Source organism: Mediterranea sp. ET5 (assembly GCF_023337025.1).
Lineage (GTDB): Bacteria > Bacteroidota > Bacteroidia > Bacteroidales > Bacteroidaceae > Phocaeicola_A.
The window spans coordinates 79,477-100,714 of the sequence record NZ_JAMBLN010000002.1 but is presented as its reverse complement, the minus strand read 5'-3'; the positions used below and the strand labels follow the sequence as shown (position 1 = coordinate 100,714).

Genomic DNA, 21,238 nt, shown 5'->3' with positions numbered 1-21,238 from the left:
CCGGATGGCTTTCACCTTATGTCCTACCATTAAAAAACAACAACAGACTTATGAACCGTATTCCGTATGCGTGGGGAACACTCATCCTCCTGCTGCTGACAGCCTGCCAACAGCACTTCATCAGCGACACCAACGAACGGCAGGAAGCCCGACACTTCTTTGAAGAGCGGCAGAATGCCTTGCAACACACCGACATCTTCCAGGTCTTTTCCGAGACAATGACTGCCCGGGAGCAGGAAGCCATGCAGTTCATGTATGCCTACATGCCACTGGGCGACCTGACCGACTACTCCGGCGACTTCCACCTGCAACAGGTGCGTGCCGCCCTGAAGGCACAGGAAGAAATGCCCTGGGGAAAGGACATCCCCGAACGGGAGTTCCGCCACTTTGTCCTGCCCTATCGCGTCAACAACGAAAACCTCGATTCAGCCCGTACGGTGTTCTACCGAGAGCTGCAACCGCGGCTGCAGCACCTCACACTCCGGGAAGCCGTGCTGGAAATCAACCACTGGTGCCATGAGAAGGTAGCCTATACGCCGTCGGACATGCGCACCAGCGCTCCCCTGGCGAGCGTCCGCACCGCCTATGGACGATGTGGGGAGGAATCCACCTTTGCCGTAGCAGCCTTCCGCGCCATGTGTATTCCTGCCCGTCAGGTCTACACGCCCCGGTGGGCTCACACCGACGACAACCATGCCTGGGTGGAAGTGTGGGTCGACGGACAGTGGCACTTCCTGGGTGCCTGTGAACCGGAACCGGTGCTCGACCTGGCATGGTTCAACGCTCCTGCCAGCCGGGGCATGCTGATGCACACCAAGGTCTTCGGCCACTACTACGGACCGGAGGAGGTCATGGAGATGAATGACAACTATACCGAAATCAATGTCATCAGCAACTATGCCGACACGGCGACTGCGACAGTGACCGTCCGCGACACGGAAGGACAGCCCGTGGAAGGGGCCGTGGTGGAATTCAAGCTCTACAACTATGCGGAGTTCTATACCGTCGCCCGCAAGACGACGGACCGGGAAGGGAAGGTGACACAGACGGCAGGGCTGGGCGACATGCTGGTCTGGGCTTCAGCTGACGGACGCTTCGGCTACCGGAAATGTTCGTTCGGGAAAGACCGGGAACTCGTCCTCACGCTTGACCAGTCCGCCGGACAGCTGCAGACCGACATCGACCTGGACATCGTCCCTCCGGCTGAGAAGCCACGCATCCCGGAAGTCACGCCGGAGCAACGTGCCGAGAACGACCGCCGCTTCGCTTACGAAGACTCCGTCCGCCATGCCTACATCGCCACTTTCCCGACAGAGGAAGACTCCCGGGCATTCGCTGAAGCACACGGACTGGATGCCCGCCTCGTGGTCCCCTTGCTGACCCGGTCGCGCGGCAACTACGCCACCCTCCAGTCTTTCCTTGCCGACGTATCACCGGACGAAGCTTCCACTGCCATCCGCCTGTTGCAGATGCTGTCGGAAAAAGACTTGCGCGATGTGGAACCCGCCGCCCTTGACGAGCACTTCCGTCTGCGCATCAAGGATTCCGACTGCGCACCTGCCATCTACGACCCTTACCTGCTGAACCCGCGCATAGCCAACGAAATGCTGCTTCCCTACAAAGAGGTCATCCGTCAAGCCTTCACGGAGGAAGAAGCCGAAGCCATCCGTCAGCAGCCCTCCCTCCTCGCCGACTGGTGCCGGGAGCACGTGCAACTCCATAACGAATGGAACCCGCAACGCATCCCCCTCTCACCTGCCGGTGTCTGCCGTGCACGGGTAGCCGACGACTATTCGCTGCAAATCTTCTACGTGGCGGCAGCACGCAGCCTGGGTGTCCCGGCACGCATCGACGAGGTGACCGGGAAAGTGCAATATTTCGAAGGGGAACGTCCGGTAGATGTCGACCTGACCGGAGAGAGCCAGGCTACCACCGCCCGCCAAGGCACACTGAAAGCCGCCTACACACCCTCCTCCTGGCTGGACGACCCGAAGTACTACAACCACTTCACCCTCTCCAAGCTGGAAGGCGGCAGCCTCCGTCTGCTGAACTATCCGGAGAACGGCACTTCCTGGAAGAGCCTGCTGAAAGAGGGAACACCGCTCGATGAAGGCATCTATGCACTCGTCACGGGAACACGCATGGCAAACGGCAGCGTGCTGGCACACCTGAAGTTCTTCACCATCCGCCCCGATGAGGAATGTCTCGTCGACCTGACCATGCGCGAGAGTAAGGACGAGGTGCAGGTCATCGGCAATTTCAACTCGGAGAACCTCTACCTGCCTGCACAAGGCGGAGCGGCTGTCTCCCTGCTCTCTACCACCGGACGGGGCTACTACGTAGTCGGGCTGCTGGGCGTCGGTCAGGAACCGACGAACCATGCCCTGCGTGACATCGCTGCCCTGAAAGAGGACTTCGAGAAATGGGGACGCTCCCTGATATTCCTGTGCCCGGACAAGCAGGAATTGAACAAGCTCCGTCTGTCAGACTTCCCGCCACTCCCCTCCACCGTGACCTGGGGAACGGACCCGGATGGAAAGATACGCGCGGAAATCATCCGCGAAATGAAGCTGGATGCGTCCAAGGGGCTGCCCATCTTCCTGGTTGCCGACACCTTCAACCGGGTGGTATTTGTCTCCCAAGGCTACACCATCGGACTGGGTGAGCAACTCATGAAGACGATTCACAAGCTCTAACCAGACCGTCTGCCTGTGCCTGGGTCGGGAAAGCGGCACTTGTACCGTTCCCACCCCAGGGACAGACGCAGACAACCCCCGGCTTAGATGGACCAAAGTATTATACTTAGGCAGGCTAAGTATTATACTTAGGGGGTCTAAGTATAATACTTTGGTCCATCTAAGCCGTACTTATATCCCATCTATCCCGGGCATGTATGACATACAGCCCGGACCCGTCAAACGACGAAGGCACAGAGAGCCATCGTGTCTACTCACCGATGGACTGCTCTGTGCCTTCGTTTGCTTTTATCGTCCGGCATCTGCAGAACCCTTCATGTCGGTCTGCACCGCCGGAGGTGGGAGGATTGTCAATTGTCCGCAATCATGCTTCCCTTGATTTTCAGACGATGAATCTGTGCCTTTGTGTTGGAACGGATGGTAATGGACTTCTCGAACTCTCCGGCACGACGTCCTTTTCCGTTGTAGGTCACCTTGATTTCACCGCTCTCCCCGGGCTTAATCGGCTCCTTGGGATAGATGGGAGTCGTACAGCCACAGGTAGCGATTGCCTGATGAATGACCAGCAGGCCCTTACCGGTATTGGTAAATTTGAACACACACGTGACGGGTCCGTCGGACTCTTTGAAGGAACCGAAATCGTATGTTGTCTTTTCAAAAGTCATTTCAGGCTTGTTTGCGTCGTTGTTCTGTGCCAGAAGCACGGTGGTCGTTGCAAAGAGCAACACCAGGATGGTCAGTAGTTTTTTCATTTTGTTATGTTGCTTGGTTGGTTAAATTTCAGTCTGTCATTTCGTCTCGTCCGTGTTCACCGGGAAGCGGTCTTCACAGCACAACTGCTCCATCGGCTTGCGACGGAGCTCGGGGCGTTCGGTTTCTGCCGGATAACCGATGGGGACTATCGCTACGGGATGGGCACCGGAAGGAACCTGGAAAAGTTCCTGCAACATGCTCTTGTCGAAATTGCATACCCAGCAACTGCCCAGTCCCCGGTCGGCAGCTGCCAGACAGATGTGCTCGGTCGCAATAGCGGCATCGATGTCCGCATGGTTCTTGCTGTCGCACGGACGTACCCAGGCTTCCGTCTCTACGGCACATATAATAATGTATAGGGGAGCTTCCGCAAACCATTCGCGCGGATAGCAACGCTGCACCTTGGCGCGTGCCTCTTCACTGCGCACCAGGATGAAGCGCCACGGTTGCTTGTTGACGGCGGAAGGTGCCAGACGGGCACACTCCAGAATGTAGTCAATCTTTTCGGGTTCAACGGGTCGTGTGGCATAGTGTCGCACGGAATGTCTCAGTTGTGTCAGTTGTAGGAAATCCATTTGAGTCTTTGTTTTTTAAGGAAGGCAGCCTGATGCCGCCCGGTTATTTTGCCGTTTAACGGTTGTTCAAATGCTGTTTAAATGCTTCTCGAATGCGGTCAGTTCCGCTTGATTTGCTTCACCCCTTTCACGGTCCGCAACTTGCGTATGAGCGATTCGAGCTTCGAGGTGTCATCGACCATCACCGTCAGGTTGCCCGAGAACAGTCCGTCGTTGGAGCTGATGCCGATGGAACGGAGCTGGATGTCGGGTTCCTTGGAGATAATCGAAGTGATGTTGTTCACGATGCCGATGTCGTCATGTCCGACCACCGTCAGGGTTATGGGATAAAGCTGTCCTTTGCTCTTGCCTGCCCAACGCGCCTTGACGATGCGGTAGCCGAAGCGGGAACGCAGCTGCGGTGCATTGGGACAGTCGCAACGGTGTACCTTGATTCCGCCGTTGACGGTGATGAAGCCGAAGACCTCGTCGCCGTAAATCGGGTTGCAACATTTTGCCAGGCTGAAGTCTATGCCCTTGAGATTCTGGTCGATGACCAGTACATCGTTGTTCGTGTTGGTATATTCTTCAACCGGAAGCTGGATGTTATAGTTCTCGGCACTGCGCAGGGGGAGTTCGGCAGGCTGCTCATTCTCACGCCGGAGCATGGCGACGTATTTGTCAATAAAGTCGTTCACATCGACCGTCTCGTCGGCAATGCTCTGGTAGAAGTCGGTCACTTCCTTGAAGCCCTCCTTCTTGATGAGCCGCATCATCACCGCTTCGTCATAATCCAGCTTGCGGTTCTTGAACTTGCGTTCCAGTGTCTCTTTGGCAAAGGCAGCCTGACGGGAGGCAACCTCCTTGAGCGTCTGCCGTATCTTGGTGCGTGCTTTCGAAGTGGTAACGATGTTGATCCAATCCTGCTTGGGGGTCTGTGTGCTCGACGTAAGAATTTCGACCTGGTCGCCGCTCTGGAGCTTGTGCCGGATGGGGACGTTGCGTCCGTTCACCTTCGCCCCGATGCACTTGCAGCCCAGGTTCGAATGGATGTGGAACGCAAAATCGAGCACCGTAGCCCCCTTGGGCAACTTGTAGAGGTCTCCCTTGGGCGAGAAGATGAACACCTCGTCTTCATACAGCTCCATCTTGAACTGGTCCATTGCCTGGATGTCGTTGTCGCTGTTCTCCAGTGCTTCGCGGATGGAGTTCAGCCACTCGTCGAGTCCTCCTTCCCCCTTGACCCCCTTGTAGCGCCAGTGAGCAGCCAGTCCGCGTTCGGCAATCTCGTCCATCCGCTCCGTACGTATCTGCACTTCGACCCATTTGCCTTCAGGCCCCATCACCGTGATGTGGAGCGATTCATACCCGTTGCTCTTGGGGATGGACAGCCAGTCACGCAGTCGCTTGGGGTTGGGCTGGTACATGTCGGTGACGATGGAGTAAGCCTGCCAGCACTCCTGCTTCTCCTTGTCGAGCGGAGAATCCAGGATGATGCGGATGGCAAAGAGATCATAAATGCCCTCAAAAGTCGTATGCTGCTTCTTCATCTTCTGCGCAATGGAGTGGATGGACTTGGTGCGCCCCTTCATGTGGAACTTCAGTCCCGCCTCCTCCAGCTTCTTGCGTATCGGCTCGATGAAGGCAGCTATGTAACGGTCACGTGACGCCTTGGTCTCGTTGAGCTTCTCCTTGATGTGATAGTAGATGTCATGCTGAGTATACTTCAGTGAGAGGTCTTCCAGCTCCGACTTGAGTTTGTAGAGTCCAAGCTTGTGTGCCAGCGGAGCATAGAGGTAAGCGGCCTCGTTTGCCACCTTGACACGCGCCTCGTCGTTGGGTGAGTCCTTGATTTGCCGCATCACGTTGAGACGGTCGGCAATCATAATCAGGATGACGCGGATATCTTCGGCAAAAGAGATAAGCAGGTTGCGGAAGTTCTCCGACTCAATGGTCGGACTCTTGGCATAAAGTTCATTGATGCGTATCAGTCCGCGAATGATGCCTGCCACGTCCTCCCCGAACTCTTCCTGTACCCGTTCAGGCGTGTAAAAGCCCCCACGCACACTCTCATGGAGCATGATGCCCAGGATGGAAGCACGCTGCATGCCGATTTCCTCTGCCACGATGACAGTTGTTTCCATATCCTTGATGATGGGGTTCAGTCCGAAGACATCGCGCCGGAGTGACTGGTTGCGGGCAGCCTCAATCAGGATGCCTTTGAGCTTCTTGCAGTCGTCCTCACGGAGCATGTCGTCAGAGAGCCGAAGAAGCTTCTTATAGAGTAAGCATAGTTTCTTGTGTTCCTCAGGAGTGAAAAAAACGTTTTCTTCCATAGCAATAGAAATTTTGCATGTAAAGGTACTTTTTTTATCCATTTTGTGCTTTACTCTTCGGAAATATTTATATTTTTGGCAGAAAAATTAGGTATTTTGTCAACAATTACTTGCATTAACTTTAAATTCTCCATATATAATGTTAACACAAGACGATAAAGCCTTATTGGCACAGAAAGGCATCAGCGAGGCACAAATTGCTGCCCAGCTGGCTTGTTTTGAGAAAGGGTTCCCCTATTTGAAGCTGGAAGCAGCCGCTTCCATCGGCAACGGTATCATGGCTACTGACGCATGTTCACTGGACGGTTATGTCCGTGCCTGGGAGAACTACAAGAAAGCAGGACACAAGGTCACAAAATTTGTCCCCGCATCGGGTGCCGCCAGCCGCATGTTCAAGAATATGTTTGAATTTTTGGGCGGCGACCACAACGAACCTCAGACCGACTTCGAGAAGAAGTTCTTCTCCCAGATAGAGCACTTCGCTTTCTACAACGACCTGAACGAGGCATGCCTCCGCAACCAGGGCAAGGATATTCCTGCCTTACTTGCCGCCGGCGAGTACAAGGCAGTTGCAGCCAACCTGCTCGAAGCAGCAGGACTGAATTACGGTGCGCTTCCCAAAGGCTTGCTGAAGTTCCATAAATACGAAGACGGAGCACGTACCCCTCTGGAAGAGCACCTGGTGGAAGGTGCCCTCTATGCAGCCGGTGCCGACGGACAGGTGAACGTCCACTTCACGGTGTCCCCCGAGCATCGCGCCCTCTTCGAGAAACTGGTGGCGGAGAAAGCCGAAAAATACGCAGCCAAGTACGGAGTAACCTACCACGTATCATTCTCGGAACAAAAGCCCAGCACTGACACGGTGGCAGCCGACATGGACAACCATCCGTTCCGCGATGAGAAGGGCCGTCTCGTCTTCCGCCCCGGTGGTCACGGAGCACTCATCGAAAACCTGAACGATCTGGATTCAGATATCATTTTTGTCAAGAATATCGACAATGTGGTTCCCGACCGTCTGAAAGATGACACCGTGACCTACAAACAATTGATTGCAGGCGTCCTGGTAACGTTGCAGGAACGCGCCTTCGAGTATCTGCGCCTCATTGACAGTGGCAAATATACTCACGAGCAGATTGAAGAAATGATTCGCTTCGTTCAGCAGGAGCTGTATTGCCGCCGTTCGGACATCAAGAACCTGGAAGATGCAGACCTCGTGCTCTACCTGAAATCGAAGTTGAACCGTCCGATGCGCGTCTGCGGTATGGTAAAGAATGTAGGCGAACCGGGTGGTGGTCCGTTCCTGGCATACAACCAAGACGGCACCGTATCGCTGCAAATCCTCGAAAGCTCACAGATTGACATGAAGGATCCGGCGAAGAAAGCCATGTTTGAAAAAGGGACCCATTTCAATCCCGTAGACTTGGTTTGTGCCGTACGCGACTACAAGGGCAACAAGTTTGACTTGACCAAGTATGTAGACCCCAACACCGGCTTCATCTCTTACAAATCGAAGAATGGCAAAGACCTGAAGGCTCTCGAACTCCCCGGTTTGTGGAACGGCTCCATGAGCGACTGGAACACCGTCTTTGTGGAAGTACCTCTCAGCACGTTCAATCCGGTGAAGACCGTCAATGATCTCCTCCGTGAGCAGCATCAATAGTCCTTCAGACTGAATACATACCCAAGAAGGTGTATCAAAATGGAAAATCCAATTCTGATACACCTTCTCTTCGTATCACCCGTATCGGCACCGACGCCCAAAGAGTCTCTGGCGTTTGGAACATAAAGAAAGCTGTTCGGCAATTCACCGTGGCTGATTGGTTCAAAGGTCAAAGGAGAGTGGAAGGAGCATACGGGCATCCTCCAGGAGATAGATACACTCCGTGCCATACAGCAGCACCCGAAAGGCATGCCCGGAGGCTTTTGCCATCTCCGTCATCACCTGACGACAAGCTCCGCAGGGAGTGACCGGACGGGCGGTAAAGCCTTTCCCGTCATGAGCCGCAATCGCCAGCGTGTCAAAGGCAAGTTCCGGATGTGCGGCATGCGCATAAAACATCGCCGTCCGTTCGGCACACAATCCCGACGGATAAGCTGCATTCTCCTGGTTGTTTCCCTGGATGACTATCCCGTCAGCCAGACGCAAGGCTGCTCCTACCGAGAAGGAGGAATAGGGAGCATAGCTGCGCGAAGTTGCCTCACAGGCGGCACGCACCAGTTGCAAATCGGCAACAGCCAATTCCTCTTCAGACAACACCTGGACGGGACAAATGATTTCTAGCTTTTGCATAATCACAGACTGAATGTTGGTTGCCTACAAAAATAGACAAAAAGCCCAAAGAAATGTTTTGTTTACACAAGAATTTCCATCAGATAGATACGTGACATACAGATTCCATTAACTTTGCGTCAAAAGTGATTATCCATTCAAGTAATGCACAAACTCAAAACGAATTGACGTATGCAACTCAGATATTGGTTAGCGGGGATGGCCTGCCTGGGCACAGTCCTGACCATGACTGCACAGACCAGGACTAAGCTCTACGAGGACTATATCCATAAATACAAGGACCTCGCCGTCGAACAGATGTCGCGCTATCGGATTCCGGCAAGCATCACCATGTCACAAGCACTGCTGGAGAGCGCGGCCGGACGCAGCCAGCTGGCAAGGCAATCGAACAACCACTTCGGCATCAAATGTGGCGGCAACTGGAATGGCCGTACCGTCTACCACGACGATGATGCCCGGGGAGAATGTTTCCGTGCGTACAAATCAGTCCGGGAATCCTACGAGGACCATTCACGGTTTCTCACCACACGGGGACGCTACTCGTTCCTGTTCAAGCTGAAGACCACCGACTACAAAGGCTGGGCACGGGGATTGAAGAAGGCAGGCTATGCCACGAACCCACGTTATGCCGACCAGCTGATTTCCATCATTGAGTTGTATGAATTGGATGAGCTGGATACCAAAAAAGGACGAAGCAAGTATGACCAACCGGTACGTTTCGTCCACGAACCGCTCCTCGCCAACGGTCTTCTCTATGTGATAGCACGCGATGGAGACACCTTCGAATCGCTTTCTAACGAGTTTGAAATATCCAAGCGCAAGCTACGTAAATACAATGACCTCTACAAGGACTATCGCTTTCGCGACGGAGATATTGTCTACCTGGAGAAGAAACACCGGAAGGCTCCCAAACCACATATCATCCACCGGGTGAAACAAGGAGAATCGATGTATTCCATCGCCCAGACTTATGGCATGCGCCTGAAATCCCTGTATAAACTGAACGATAAAGACGAAGACTATATGCCCCGGGTAGGTGACTACCTGCGGCTGCGATGAACAAGAACCTGAAAACTATAAAAACTAATCACCATGGTACAACGTTATGGAAGTGTAATCAAGGTGGCTCCGGGCCGCCTGGAAGAGTACAAGCGGTTACACGCTGCCGTTTGGGACTCGGTAAAGAAAATGATCAAAGAGTGCAACCTGCAGAACTATAGCATCTACTACAAGGACGGCTATCTGTTCAGCTACTACGAATATACCGGCAACGATTATGCTGCCGACATGGCCAAGATGGCAGCTGACCCCGAGACGCAACGCTGGTGGACCTTCTGCGAGCCGTGCCAGCAGCCTCTCGAAAGCCGGGCGGAAGGAGAATGGTGGGCGACCATGGAGGAAGTATTCCATCTGGATTGACCCTCGCATCAGGCACCCGTCCATGAAGTCCTGAATGGCATCCGACAAGAGCTCTATCTTCCGAAAATATGCCATGCAGGACTTTCGTTTGCTGCGACGGAGACTTGACACATGCACATCCATTATCTCTTTCCGGCATCAATCATTCACCGGAACCCAAGATTCATTGACAATACGAAAGAATGTTATCGTCTCTGCATCTCTTACCTTCTGACAACCTATTCCCTCGTCTGATTCATTCCAACAGGCATTACTGCCCGATATTACGTTTCAAACCGGTTCCATTCAATAACAATTTGCTAGCTGACGCCTGTCTCGGCAGAGCATTTTAGGAAGATACTTTTGGGCAATACGTCAAAAGCCACTATCTTTGCGAAGTTTCTATACGCCAACTTTTTTAGATAGATACTTAAAGCACTAGAACAAACATGAATAAGATCATTTCGAAAGAACAATTTTCAGAGAAAGTCTTCAAAATAGAAGTCGAAGCTCCTCTGATTGCAAAATCACGTAAAGCAGGACACTTTGTCATCGTACGTGTGGGAGAAAAAGGAGAACGCATGCCGCTGACAATTGCAGAAGCGGACCCCGTAAAAGGCACTATTACACTCGTAGTTCAGAAAGTGGGTCTGTCGTCCACCCGACTCTGCGAACTGAACGTCGGCGACGAGGTCACCGATATCGTGGGACCGCTCGGACAAGCTACGCACATCGAACACTTCGGAACGGTAGTATGTGCCGGAGGTGGTGTAGGCGTCGCTCCCATGCTCCCCATTATCCAGGCATTGAAGGCAGCAGGAAACCGTGTCATCTCCGTGTTGGCAGGACGTAGCAAAGACCTCATTATTCTGGAAGACGAAGTGCGAAAGAGTTCTGACGAAGTTATCATCATGACGGATGATGGTTCTTACGGGCGCAAGGGACTTGTGACGGAAGGTATCGAAAGTGTCATCCAACGTGAAAAGGTCGACAAGTGCTTTGCCATCGGCCCTGCCATCATGATGAAGTTCGTGTGCATACTGACAAAGAAATACAACATTCCGACTGACGTTTCCCTGAACACCATCATGGTCGACGGAACAGGCATGTGTGGCGCCTGCCGCATCACCGTAGGGGGAAAGACCAAGTTCGTCTGTGTCGATGGTCCTGAATTCGACGGACATCAGGTGGACTTTGACGAAATGCTCAAGCGGATGGGAGCTTTCAAAAAGGCAGAACAGGAAGAGATGCAACGTTTCCAGGGTGAACATGAATGCCAGGCCGAGATAGACCGTGACAGCCGCGATGCCGAATGGCGCGTGGCATTGCGTAAAAACATGAAGCCCAAGGAACGTACAGCTATCAAACGGGTTGTCATGCCTGAGTTGGATCCCGAGTACCGTTCACACAGCCGCAAGGAAGAGGTGAACCGTGGGTTGAGTGCCGAACAGGCCGTTGTGGAAGCCCAACGCTGCCTTGACTGCGCCAATCCGACTTGCATGACGGGATGTCCTGTAGGTATCAACATCCCGGGCTTTATCAAGAACATTGAACGTGGAGAATTCCTCGAAGCCGCCCGTGTATTGAAAGAGACCAGCGCCCTGCCGGCTGTATGCGGTCGTGTGTGTCCGCAGGAGAAACAATGTGAATCGAAATGTATCCACCTCAAGATGGGCGAACCTGCTGTAGCCATCGGTTACCTGGAACGCTTTGCCGCCGACTATGAACGTGAAAGCGGACACATTGCACTGCCTCGTGTAGCCGAAAAGAACGGAATCAAGGTGGGAGTCATCGGGTCCGGACCTGCCGGATTGTCTTTTGCCGGAGACATGGTGAAACTGGGCTACGACGTCACGGTGTTTGAAGCACTGCATGAGATTGGCGGTGTATTGAAATATGGTATACCCGAGTTCCGTCTGCCGAACAAGATTGTCGACGTGGAAATCGAGAATCTGAGCAAGATGGGTGTACACTTCGTAAAAGACTGCATCATCGGCAAAACACTCAGTGTCGACGAACTGAAAGAAGCCGGATTCAAAGGATTCTTTGTGGCATCGGGTGCCGGACTTCCCAATTTCATGAATATCCCCGGAGAGAACTCCATCAATATCATGTCCTCCAATGAATACCTGACCCGCGTAAACCTGATGGATGCTGCCAGCGAAGACAGTGACACGCCTGTGACGTTTGGCAAGCGCGTCGCCGTCATTGGAGGAGGCAATACCGCCATGGACTCGGTACGTACGGCCCGCCGATTGGGAGCGGAACGTGCCATGATTATCTACCGACGCTCGGAGCAGGAGATGCCCGCCCGTCTGGAGGAAGTCAAACATGCGAAAGAGGAAGGAGTGGAATTCATCACGCTTCATAACCCCATCGAATACATTGCCGACGAACGGGGTGCCGTCAAGCAGGTCGTTCTGCAGAAGATGGAACTGGGAGAGCCCGACGCTTCCGGACGTCGCAGTCCGGTGCCCATCCCCGGAGCTACCGAAACGATAGACATCGACATGGCTATCGTCAGTGTCGGCGTATCGCCCAATCCCATTGTCCCCCACTCCATCCCGGGACTTGAGCTGGGTCGCAAAGGCACAATCGCTGTCAATGAGGACATGCAGTCATCCATCCCGACCATTTATGCCGGCGGTGACATCGTACGCGGTGGAGCAACCGTCATCCTGGCCATGGGCGACGGACGGCGGGCTGCTGCAGCCATGCACAAACAGCTCTCCGGCAACTGACATCCTGTACCGGATACCATCGGGCAGCTACATCTGCCAGCACTAAATAATTCCTCCGAGAATCCGACGCTCTCGGAGGAATTTTATACATTTGTCACACCAAACCAAACCCCTATAAGCTATGTATACCATACAGACCAACCCGACAGGAACCCGAAACCTGGAGATTTCCGAAGAACATCTACAGACCATCCGCAAATATGCGTTATTTGAACACCTCATCGACAGCAACGGGATTGTCGACGAAAGTGTGCTTGACAAGCTGAAGCTCAACGTCCGTTCCCTGATAGCTTCCGCTGAATGCAACTGCAAGGATTTGCTGGACCTCTGCATCGACGTGATTTATCACAACAACATGAAAGCTTTCGGTCTGAATGCCTTGGTGAACCTTTACAAGACCTGGAACACGGAACATCCTGCTCCGGCGGAGAAAGAAGAATAAACCCAATCCCCTTTCCCCTCCTGTTTGAACCCTATCCATACAGAAACCTTACAACATGCGTGAATATAAACTCACCGATTGGTTACCCACCACCAAGAAGGAAGTCGAACTTCGTGGTTGGGATACACTTGATGTCATCCTCTTCAGTGCCGATGCCTATGTGGACCATCCTTCATTCGGGACAGCTGTCATCGGACGGATTCTTGAAGCGGAAGGATTGCGTGTTGCCATCGTGACCCAACCCAACTGGCGTGACGACCTGCGCGATTTCAAGAAACTGGGACGTCCCCGCCTGTTCTTTGGAGTGGCACCCGGATGTATGGATTCCATGGTCAACAAGTATACTGCAAACCGCCGTCTCCGTTCAGAAGATGCTTATACGCCCGACGGACGGCATGACTTACGTCCGGAATACCCGACCATCGTTTACACACAGGCGTTGAAACGCTTGTACCCCGATGTACCCGTTGTCTTGGGAGGCATTGAGGCCTCTCTGCGACGCTTGTCCCACTATGACTATTGGCAGGAGCGACTGAAGAAGTGCATCCTTGTCGATTCAGGAGCCGACATGCTCATTTACGGCATGGGAGAGAAACCGGTCGTGGAGCTTTGCCGGAAAATGGAAGCCATGCTCGGCGCAGACGAAAGGGAATTCTCTGTCAGCCGTCATCATCTCCCACAAGATGTTCGCCAGACCGCATTCCTCGTCCGTCCGCAGGAAGTCCCGGGAGGCATTACCGACACCGACATCTGCCTGTACTCCCACGAGGAATGTCTGGCAGACAAGAAGAAACAGGCAATCAACTTCCGTCATATTGAGGAAGAATCCAACAAATATGAGGCACAACGCATCCTTCAGGCTGTCGACAACCGCATGGTCGTGGTCAATCCTCCTTTCCCTCCCCTGACCCAACAGGAACTGGACCACTCATTCGACCTGCCTTATACCCGCATGCCCCATCCGAAATACAAGGGGAAACGTATTCCCGCATACGACATGATCAAGTTCTCTGTCAATATCCATCGTGGATGTTTCGGCGGATGTGCGTTCTGTACGATATCCGCCCATCAGGGAAAGTTCATCATGAGCCGGAGCAAGGAAAGCATACTCAGGGAAGTGAAGGCGATTGTCGAGCAACCGGACTTTAAAGGCTATCTGTCTGATTTGGGAGGTCCCTCAGCCAACATGTATGCCATGGGCGGACGCGACCAGAGCCGTTGCCACCGGTGCAAACGTCCTTCCTGCATCCATCCGCAAATCTGCCCCAACCTGAATACCGACCATCGTCCGTTGCTGGAAATCTACCATGCCGTCGATGCACTTCCCGGCATCAAAAAGAGCTTCATCGGCAGTGGGGTACGTTACGACTTGCTGCTGCACCGCAGTGGAGATGAGTCCATCGACCGGAGTGCTGATGAATATACCCGGGAACTGATACAGAATCATGTAAGCGGACGCCTGAAGGTGGCTCCGGAACATACCAGTCCCCATGTACTTCGACTGATGCGCAAGCCGTCGTTTGAACAGTTCTATGCCTTCAAGCGTATCTTTGATACCGTCAACCGGCAATTCGGATTGAGGCAGCAAATCATCCCCTACTTCATATCCAGCCATCCCGGGTGCACGGAAGCCGACATGGCAGAACTGGCCGTACTCACGAAACAGCTGGACTTCCATCTGGAACAGGTGCAGGATTTCACACCGACTCCGATGACAGTCAGTACGGAGGCATGGTATACAGGGGTTCATCCTTACACGCTTGAACCGGTATTCTCTGCCAAGACACCGCGCGAGAAACTTGCCCAACGCATGTTCTTCTTCTGGTATAAACCCGAAGAACGTGCCAACATCATGGCTGAATTGCGCCGTATCGGGAGAAGTGACCTGATTGACAAACTCTACACAAGAGACAAAAACAATCCGACAAGCAAGAAGCAACGGCATCCGGGTGGAAGGAAGATGCGTTGACCGACAACAGGAGATTTCCTCTAAACACTACACTTACAGCCTCTGACGAATGAGCGATCTCATCAAAGACATACGAAATAACCGAATCCAGGCATTCAGGCAGCTCTTCAACGACTACTACCCGATGCTCTGTGCCCTGGCACACCAATACATTGCCGACAGAGAGTGTTGCAAGGACATCGCGCAAGATGCGCTGCTCACTTACTGGGAGCTTCGTGAACGATTTGATGACATCCGTCAGGTGAAAAGCTTCCTCTACATCACCACACGCAACAAAAGTCTGAATGTGCTCAAGCATGAACAGTTTAAGGATGAATCAGCCTCCATGCCGGATATCATCGCCGATGAGGTGCTGGAGGACCGGATTATCCGTCAGGAGACCTACCTGCAAGTGCGGCGTTCCGTGGAAAGCCTGCCCGGACAGATGCAGCGCATCATCCGCTTGAGTATGTCCGGAAAACGCAACAGCGAGATAGCCCGGATTCTTTCTATCTCAGAAGGTACCGTACATTCGCTCAAGAAGACGGCTTACAAGAAACTGCGTATCATTTTGAAAGAACACTTCTTTCTATTGTTGTTCATTTAGAAACTAAAAATAATACTGCAGTGACTACCCCATTTGCCACTGCCGGTTGTTATACCCATAAAGACCGTAAATACCGAACCATGGACATACAGAAATGTATAGATATCGCTCGCCTGCTGGCAAAGAAACTGACCGGCTCCATCACACCGGAGGAGAACAAACAGCTGGATGAGTGGAGACTGGCCGACCGCCGGCATCAGGAGCTGGCAGACAAACTGACGGACGAAAAAGACTACCTGGTCCATCAACAGGAACTGGAACAGTTCCCGCCCGCTGAACGCTGGGAGCAGGTGGAACAGACAATCCGGAAACAAAACCATCGTTCACCTTTTGCCACCCGAAGATGGATTGCAGCTGCTGCCGCAGCCGTTTTGCTGGTGCTTGCAGCGGGAAGCATCTATTACCATTACCGACATACAGCGGGAGAAGGCATACAACTTGCCGCATTGGACGTCCCCGCCGGAACACACTCTGCACAACTGGTATTGAGCAACAACGAAATCATTTATTTAAATTCCGACAGCAAATGTATCTACAACGAACTGAAAGGCGTTCAGATCGTCCAGGAATCTGACGGAGTCAAGTTCCTTCCGCAAAAAGATATCCCCGACACACTTATCTACAACCAAATCCGGACGCTGCAAGGCATGGAATACCACATCACCTTGGGCGAAGGGACAAAAATCTTCATGAATGCCCAGAGTACGCTGACTCATCCCTTGGCTTTCCGTGGCAAGGAGCGTCTGGTGAAGTTTGAGGGCGAAGCTTATTTTGAAGTAGCCAAAGACAGCAAACATCCTTTCGTCATTGAGCTGGGAGACAAACGGCTGCAAGTGCTGGGGACTTCCTTCAACGTACATGCCTATCCGGACGAAGACTTGATGCAGATTACATTGGAAAGCGGTGCGTTGGAAATGGATGGGACCCGTATCCGACCCGGAGAACAAATCGTATACGACAGGAAATCGCATGAATTGACGGTACATGCCGTTGATACGAAAGAGTTTGTGGCATGGCATGAAGGGCACTTCCTCTTCCGGAACGAACGCCTGGAGGATATTCTTCGCACCCTCTCCCGCTGGTATAGCTTTGACTATGATTTTGCCGATCAGGCTGCCAGGGATGTACGCTTCGGCGCTTACCTGAGTCGGTATGACAACATGAAGACCATCATCAACATGTTGCAACGCACCGGACTGGTAAACGTAGCGGTCAAAGATGGCAAGCTCTTGTTTGGCATCCCCTGAAAACAAGGATTGCACAACTCTCTTTTCATCACATACTCTTCTTACACGAATCCCCTGCTTGTCGGCTAGCGAGCCTTACAAGCAGGGGATATTTTTAGCCCGCATGCATCAGGCTGTGGTCCTTCATGCCACGGGAAGCGAAGCATACCCTTAAAAAGAATCCTGTCCAGACTTTCACAAGCCCGGACAGGATATTACAATTAATTTATATATAGAGAGAGAAAAATGCAATTTGAAGATTGAGTGCGGAAGAAATCGTTCTTTCGTTGAGGACCTCCTTCCTTCTCAATTGCGCTGCAAAGATAATGGATATTTCTTCAAAAAGAAAGGTAGAACCTAGAAAAAATGTTTAAGAGTAATAAGTTTGTTCAAACTACACCCAAATATCGGCTTTTCACTTGGCAGAAAGAAAGCAAGCATCCTGTTCCTGTCTTACCACGGACGATATGCCGAACCATCCCGACGGGCAGCCTCGCGCTCTTGTTCAACAGCCTGACGCATGCGCTCGACTTTGAGACGTTCCTGCTCGGCACGTGCATCTGCCAGCATCTTCTCTTTTTCACCCGACATCAGCGTACCATATTGGAACAGCATCGGTGCGTCGGTCAACAGCGTAGCCAAGGCAGAAGCATACAGGCTGATAGCCCAGAACGCTACTTTCAAGCCAACATAGTAACCCGGCAAATCGGCTGCAACGCCATCCACATTGCCCCGGGCAACCATCCCGTCAACCAACCAGGTAATGGACGTCGGCAACGAACAGATGAAGCAGAACACACCGGTGATGATGCCTGCCAGTACCACAATGGCAAAGGTCGAACCCCAGTTGGGAGTCCCCTTGCGGAAAGCGTGCAGAAAAGCATCCCACAACGACTCACGTTCCACCATATAATAATAAGGAAAGAGCTTGAAGATGACACCGCAATACAACAATACCGGAATGAGCAGCAAGCCCAACCAGGGAGTCAGCGTGATGAGCATATAGAAGATGGCGGCGACAATCAGCCAGAAGAACAGGATGAACAAGGCATACAGGAAATAGCGCCAGACATCCCGCTGCATCCATGACCACCAGGAACCGAGCTTCATGGAAGGCACATATCCCAAATCAACATACTTGCGGAAGATGCCGAAGACCAAAGCTTTCCAGCAACACGTCCCCAACAGGGCTACCACACCGCACACCAGCAGACGCAATGCCAACGAAGAATAAAAGTCGGCAAGTGCACCGGGAGATACCATCAGGGCGGTCACATCCGCCGTCGCTTCCATCTGCTGGACAATATCCATCAGCCAGGTCATGGCAAATGCCAGTATGACAGCATACGGAATCAGGATAAACGAACCGACACGCAATATGGTCTGTAAATTCTTCTCCAGAAACTTATAGCCACCGGACAAGCGTCCCGAGAAGCCCCGACGCTTATAAAAGGTACTTAAATGCTCTATGTTTTCCATAATTTATACTATTAAAAATCGGTGATATGTGTGGCAAAAGTAAGTAAATTGGATAACTTTGCAATTCACAGATGTATATTTTTTAAGTTAAGCTTTACAATCCAACAAAAAACAAGAGACACTATGATTAAATGGGGCTTTATTGGTTGCGGAGATGTAACCGAGAAGAAGAGCGGACCGGCTTTCAACAAAGTCGAAGGGTCTAAAGTGGTTGCCGTGATGAGCCGGAATGCCGAGAGGGCTCGGTCCTATGCACAACGGCACAACGTATCGCGCTGGTATACCGACCCGCAGGAACTGGTCGATGACCCGGAAGTGAATGCCGTGTACATCGCCACGCCCCCGTCGTCGCACGCCACCTTCGCCATCATGGCGATGAAAGCCGGGAAACCGGTCTACATCGAGAAGCCCATGGCGGCAAGCTATGAAGACTGTACACGCATCAACCGCATCTCGGAGGAGACCGGCGTGCCGTGTTTCGTGGCGTACTACCGGCGCTACCTACCCTACTTCCAGAAGGTGAAGCAACTCGTCAAGGAGGGGGCCATCGGGAAGGTCATCAATGTACAAATCCGCTTCGCACAGCCGCCCGGAGCACTGGACAACAGCAAGACCGACCAGCCGTGGCGACTGAATGCCACCATTGCCGGAGGCGGATATTTCTACGACCTCGCTCCGCATCAGATTGACATCCTGCAGGACATGTTCGGATGCATCCTGGAGGCCGAAGGCGTCAGCAGCAACCGCGGGGGACTCTACTCGGCAGAGGATTCCGTCAGCGCCTGCTTCAAGTTCCAGAACGGGTTGCCCGGCTCCGGCTCGTGGTGCTTTGTCGCGCACGAATCGGCGAAGGAAGACCGCATCGAAATCATCGGCGACAAGGGGATGATCTGCTTCTCGGTATTCTCGTTCGCCCCCATCGCCCTGCATACGGAACGCGGACGGGAGGAATTCACCTTCGAGAACCCGGAGAACATCCAATACCCGCTCATCAAGGCGGTCGTGGAGCATCTGCAGAACAAAACCATCTGCACGTGCGACGGCGTAAGTGCCACACCGACCAACTGGGTCATGGACCGCATCCTGCACAAACTGTAATCTGTCAAACACCTCATACATGCCATTCCGCCTGACCTTCTGCATCGCTTTTCTCTTACTGACGTCCTGCCTGCTCCTGCATGCGCAAGGGGGACCGTCCCTCACACGTACGCTGCCAGTCCGTACGGACACGCCGGCTGACAGCCTGGCGACCGATTCCGTCGTCGGCAAGGAGAAACGCAAGTCCTGGTTCACGCGCATGGTGCAATGGATCGATTTCAACAATCCCGACCCGCGCTACATCACCCCGAACCTCTACAACTTCACCTTCATGCTCAACACGACCAGCTCGTACGAGCACTACCGCATCGCCAGCTCCTCGGAGAAGGAACAGAGCCTCACCTTTGTCCCCACCCCTTCATGGCGCATCGGCGCATACTTCGGGTGGCGCTGGATTTTCCTCGGATGGTCCGTCGACGTGCACGACCTCTTCGGCAAGGACAGCCACCGGAGCCAGAAAAGCGAATTCAACCTCAGCCTCTACAGCGCCAAGCTGGGAGCCGACATCTACTACCTGAAGAGCAGCAACAACTTCAAGGTGAAGAATGTCTCGGGATTCGACCACATAGACAGCCGGCAGACTTTCCGTTTCGACGGACTGAAGTCGGAGATGAAGGGCATCAATCTCTACTACATCTTCAACAACCGACGCTTCTCCTACCCTGCCGCCTACAGCCAGTCGACCAACCAGCGCAAAAGTGCCGGCTCGCTCATTGCAGGCTTCTCCTACTCCCGCCACAAGTTCCTCTTCGACCCCGGACAACTGCCCGAGGGCATCAGCGGACAGCTGGAGGACAACATGCGCTTCCGCAAGATACGCTACATCGACTACAGCCTGAACTTCGGCTACGGCTACAACTGGGTCTTCGCCAAGAACTGCTTGGCGAACCTCTCCGTGACGCCTGCCGTCGGGTACAAGGCGTCCGACATCTGCTTTGAGAACGGGGCGTACAACGAGACCGACCACAACATCAACTTCGACGTCATCACGCGTGCCGCCGTCGTCTACAACAACACGAAGTACTACGTCGGGGCATCCCTTCTGGCGCACACGTACGACTACCACCGCAAACGTTTCTGGATAAACAATACCTATGGCATCCTGCAATTCTACGTAGGATTCAACTTCAACAAAAAAAGATAGACAATGAAGAATTACACCAACGAACAGGTGCGTCGGCAAGACCGGTTGCTCGACGAGAACCTGGCAGACGAACTGGTCAGAAAAGGAGAATATGGAGTGCTGTCGATGGTCACACCGGAAGGCGAGGGATACGGCATCCCCGTCAATTACGTGTGGGACGAAAACCTCAACGCGCTGTACATCCACTGTGCACCGCAAGGGAGGAAGCTCACCTGCCTGGCACACCAGCCACTCGTGACATTCACCATCATCGGACGGACGGGAGTCGTCCCATCCAGGTTTACCACCAACTATGAGAGCGTCGTCCTCGCCTGCACCGCTCACACCGGACTGCCCGCCGAGGAACGCATGAAGGCGCTCGAACTCATCCTCGACAAATATGCGCCCGACGACAAGACCGTCGGCTTGAAGTACACCGAGAAGTCGTTCCACCGCACGGAAATCATCCGCCTGGACATCCGCTCCGCCAGCGGCAAGTGCAAGGTGGTCCGCTGAATAAAGACAGGACAGAGGCACAAGGAGGCAG

At 53.1% G+C, this 21,238-nt stretch carries 17 protein-coding genes; 12 read left to right on the top strand and 5 right to left on the bottom strand.

Annotated features, from left to right (window positions below):
• The first annotated feature begins 50 nt into the window (after positions 1-50).
• Positions 51-2,696 (top strand): transglutaminase domain-containing protein, encoded by a 2,646-nt coding sequence (locus M3087_RS01890; RefSeq protein ID WP_249093343.1) that lies wholly within the window; start codon positions 51-53, stop codon positions 2,694-2,696.
• 350 nt (positions 2,697-3,046) lie between these two features.
• Here the strand turns inward: M3087_RS01890 and M3087_RS01885 are convergent, their stop codons facing one another.
• From M3087_RS01885 to M3087_RS01875, 3 genes are all read right to left on the bottom strand, one after another.
• Complete coding sequence (locus M3087_RS01885) at positions 3,047-3,448, bottom strand: DUF1573 domain-containing protein (RefSeq protein WP_249093339.1); 402 nt, start codon at positions 3,446-3,448, stop codon at positions 3,047-3,049.
• Positions 3,449-3,484: 36 nt separating this feature from the next.
• The gene (locus tag M3087_RS01880) at positions 3,485-4,024 is read right to left on the bottom strand and encodes a nitroreductase family protein (RefSeq protein WP_022384561.1); all 540 of its coding nucleotides are present in this window, start codon (positions 4,022-4,024) and stop codon (positions 3,485-3,487) included.
• Between the two features lie 98 nt (positions 4,025-4,122).
• A complete protein-coding gene (locus M3087_RS01875; RefSeq protein WP_106484960.1) occupies positions 4,123-6,339 on the bottom strand; it encodes a RelA/SpoT family protein in 2,217 nt (738 codons plus the stop codon).
• A 139-nt stretch (positions 6,340-6,478) separates the two neighbouring features.
• Between M3087_RS01875 and M3087_RS01870 the strand changes: the two genes are divergently transcribed.
• A complete protein-coding gene (locus M3087_RS01870) occupies positions 6,479-7,999 on the top strand; it encodes a DUF4301 family protein (RefSeq protein WP_249093336.1) in 1,521 nt (506 codons plus the stop codon).
• A gap of 162 nt (positions 8,000-8,161) precedes the next feature.
• On the opposite strand, the gene M3087_RS01865 is transcribed toward M3087_RS01870, so the two are convergent.
• Complete coding sequence (locus tag M3087_RS01865) at positions 8,162-8,629, bottom strand: cytidine deaminase (protein WP_249093333.1); 468 nt, start codon at positions 8,627-8,629, stop codon at positions 8,162-8,164.
• A gap of 171 nt (positions 8,630-8,800) precedes the next feature.
• On the opposite strand from M3087_RS01865, the gene M3087_RS01860 reads away from it, so the two are divergent.
• The 7 genes from M3087_RS01860 (at position 8,801) to M3087_RS01830 (ending at position 17,012) form a co-directional block, all read left to right on the top strand.
• Positions 8,801-9,688 (top strand): glucosaminidase domain-containing protein, encoded by an 888-nt coding sequence (locus M3087_RS01860; protein ID WP_249093330.1) that lies wholly within the window; start codon positions 8,801-8,803, stop codon positions 9,686-9,688.
• 33 nt (positions 9,689-9,721) lie between these two features.
• A complete protein-coding gene (locus tag M3087_RS01855) occupies positions 9,722-10,048 on the top strand; it encodes an L-rhamnose mutarotase (protein WP_106484963.1) in 327 nt (108 codons plus the stop codon).
• Between the two features lie 428 nt (positions 10,049-10,476).
• Positions 10,477-12,768 carry a bifunctional dihydroorotate dehydrogenase B NAD binding subunit/NADPH-dependent glutamate synthase gene (locus M3087_RS01850; protein WP_249093328.1) on the top strand — a complete coding sequence of 764 codons (2,292 nt, stop codon included), beginning with the start codon at positions 10,477-10,479 and terminating at the stop codon, positions 12,766-12,768.
• A gap of 121 nt (positions 12,769-12,889) precedes the next feature.
• The gene (locus tag M3087_RS01845) at positions 12,890-13,210 is read left to right on the top strand and encodes a hypothetical protein (protein WP_106484965.1); all 321 of its coding nucleotides are present in this window, start codon (positions 12,890-12,892) and stop codon (positions 13,208-13,210) included.
• Positions 13,211-13,265: 55 nt separating this feature from the next.
• Positions 13,266-15,179, top strand: coding sequence for a YgiQ family radical SAM protein (locus M3087_RS01840; protein ID WP_022384569.1), 1,914 nt, complete (start codon positions 13,266-13,268; stop codon positions 15,177-15,179).
• Between the two features lie 49 nt (positions 15,180-15,228).
• Positions 15,229-15,765: an RNA polymerase sigma-70 factor gene (locus M3087_RS01835; protein WP_022384570.1), complete on the top strand. Its 537-nt coding sequence runs from the start codon at positions 15,229-15,231 to the stop codon at positions 15,763-15,765.
• Positions 15,766-15,845: 80 nt separating this feature from the next.
• The gene (locus tag M3087_RS01830) at positions 15,846-17,012 is read left to right on the top strand and encodes a FecR family protein (protein ID WP_249093325.1); all 1,167 of its coding nucleotides are present in this window, start codon (positions 15,846-15,848) and stop codon (positions 17,010-17,012) included.
• A 432-nt stretch (positions 17,013-17,444) separates the two neighbouring features.
• Here M3087_RS01830 and M3087_RS01825 read toward each other — a convergent pair whose 3' ends face one another.
• Positions 17,445-18,470 carry a hypothetical protein gene (locus tag M3087_RS01825; RefSeq protein ID WP_249093323.1) on the bottom strand — a complete coding sequence of 342 codons (1,026 nt, stop codon included), beginning with the start codon at positions 18,468-18,470 and terminating at the stop codon, positions 17,445-17,447.
• A gap of 123 nt (positions 18,471-18,593) precedes the next feature.
• On the opposite strand from M3087_RS01825, the gene M3087_RS01820 reads away from it, so the two are divergent.
• From M3087_RS01820 to M3087_RS01810, 3 genes are read left to right on the top strand one after another with little or no spacing between them, the layout of a single operon-like run.
• Entirely contained in the window at positions 18,594-19,568 is a 975-nt protein-coding gene (locus M3087_RS01820) for a Gfo/Idh/MocA family protein (protein ID WP_106484969.1), read from the top strand.
• A 19-nt stretch (positions 19,569-19,587) separates the two neighbouring features.
• Positions 19,588-20,712, top strand: a complete 1,125-nt coding sequence (locus M3087_RS01815) for a DUF4421 domain-containing protein (RefSeq protein WP_249093321.1) — start codon at positions 19,588-19,590, stop codon at positions 20,710-20,712.
• A gap of 3 nt (positions 20,713-20,715) precedes the next feature.
• On the top strand, positions 20,716-21,207 hold the full coding sequence (locus tag M3087_RS01810) for a pyridoxamine 5'-phosphate oxidase family protein (protein WP_249093319.1): 492 nt from the start codon (positions 20,716-20,718) through the stop codon (positions 21,205-21,207).
• Positions 21,208-21,238: the final 31 nt, after the last annotated feature.